This is a genomic window from Bacillus sp. AFS040349, from assembly GCF_002577655.1.
In the GTDB taxonomy this organism is placed as follows: Bacteria; Bacillota; Bacilli; order Bacillales; family Bacillaceae; genus Metabacillus.
The window spans coordinates 1-1,434 of sequence record NZ_NUMC01000176.1 but is presented as its reverse complement, the minus strand read 5'-3'; the positions used below and the strand labels follow the sequence as shown (position 1 = coordinate 1,434).

1 protein-coding gene is annotated in these 1,434 nt (G+C 35.4%); it reads left to right on the top strand.

Translation table 11 applies throughout. The annotated features are described in order from the left end of the window. The first annotated feature begins 56 nt into the window (after positions 1-56). Positions 57-1,402, top strand: a protein-coding gene (locus tag COD11_RS25760) for an IS3 family transposase (protein ID WP_098799740.1) whose coding sequence is annotated in 2 segments (ribosomal slippage) — positions 57-513 and positions 513-1,402 — 1,347 coding nt in all. Because the reading frame shifts where the segments join, the coding sequence is not laid out codon by codon here. The last annotated feature ends 32 nt before the right edge of the window (positions 1,403-1,434 follow it).

Here is a 1,434-nt window from a genome sequence, read left to right as displayed (position 1 = left end):
TGAACTGCACCCCAATTGTTAGACACACATCTAACAATTGGAGGTGCAGTTTTTATATGTCTAAATTTAATATAGAGGAAAAAATAGAAGCAATTATACGTTATCAACAAGGATTCGAGGGGGTAAAAACAATTGCGAAATCCATAGGAGTAGATCATACTGTCTTATTAAATTGGATTAAACAATATGAATATCATGGTGAAAGTGCCTTTAAAAAACCCTATACATCCTACACAACAGAGTTTAAACTAGACGTACTAAATTATATAAAAGAGACAGGGACGTCTATAAGGGAAACGGCTGCAATTTTTAACATCGCAACACATAGTACCATTCAAAATTGGCTAAAAAGTTTCGAATCACTTGGAATAGATGCCCTAAAACCAACACAAAAGGGGCGTCCATCCATGAAAAAAGAAACAAAGAAACCTAAGTCAGTCGAAGAGTCTGAAGCGTTACGAGCTGAAAATGAGCGTTTACGTATGGAAAATGCATATTTAAAAAAGTTACAAGCCTTAATTCAAGAAAAGGAAAAATTACAGAAGAAAACAAAGCGCAAATAATATATGAATTAAGGCATGAATTTAAAGTAATTGATCTAGTAAAGGTCGCTGGAATTGCGCGTAGTACGTATTACTATTGGGTAAAACAAATGGATCGTCCAGATAAGTATAAGGAAACTAAAGAGTTGATTCAGGGGATTTTTGATGAACATCAAGGACGATATGGATACCGCCGCATTACATTGGAATTACGTAATCGGGGATTAAAAATAAATCATAAGACAGTGAGACGATTGATGAATAAAATGGGATTAAAATGTCTCGTGCGTATGAAAAAATATCAATCTTACCGCGGAAATATTGGGAAAGTAGCTCCTAATATTTTAGAACGTGATTTTAAAGCATCAAAGCCAAATGAGAAGTTGGTAACAGATGTGACAGAATTCCACCTTCATGGAGAGAAGTTATATTTATCCCCCATTTTAGATTTATACAACGGGGAAATCATCGCTTATAACATAGAAAAACGTCCTGTTTATCGCCTGGTATCAGAGATGTTGGATAAAGCTTTTAGCCGACTAAATGAGGGAGACACTCCTATTTTGCATTCCGACCAAGGCTGGCATTATCGCATGAAGCATTATCAACACGCCTTAAAAGAAAAAGGAATCATACAGAGTATGTCCCGAAAAGGGAATTGCCTAGATAACGCAGTCATGGAGAATTTCTTTGGCTTATTAAAGTCTGAATTACTGTACTTAAAAGAATTTGAGAGTATGGAGCATTTCAAACTAGAATTAGAGAATTATATATATTACTATAACCACAAACGGATTAAGGCAAAATTAAAAGGCATGAGTCCGGTACAGTACCGAATTCATGCCCAAGTAGCAGCCTAAGCTTCTATGTCTAACTTTTTGGGTTCAGTTCA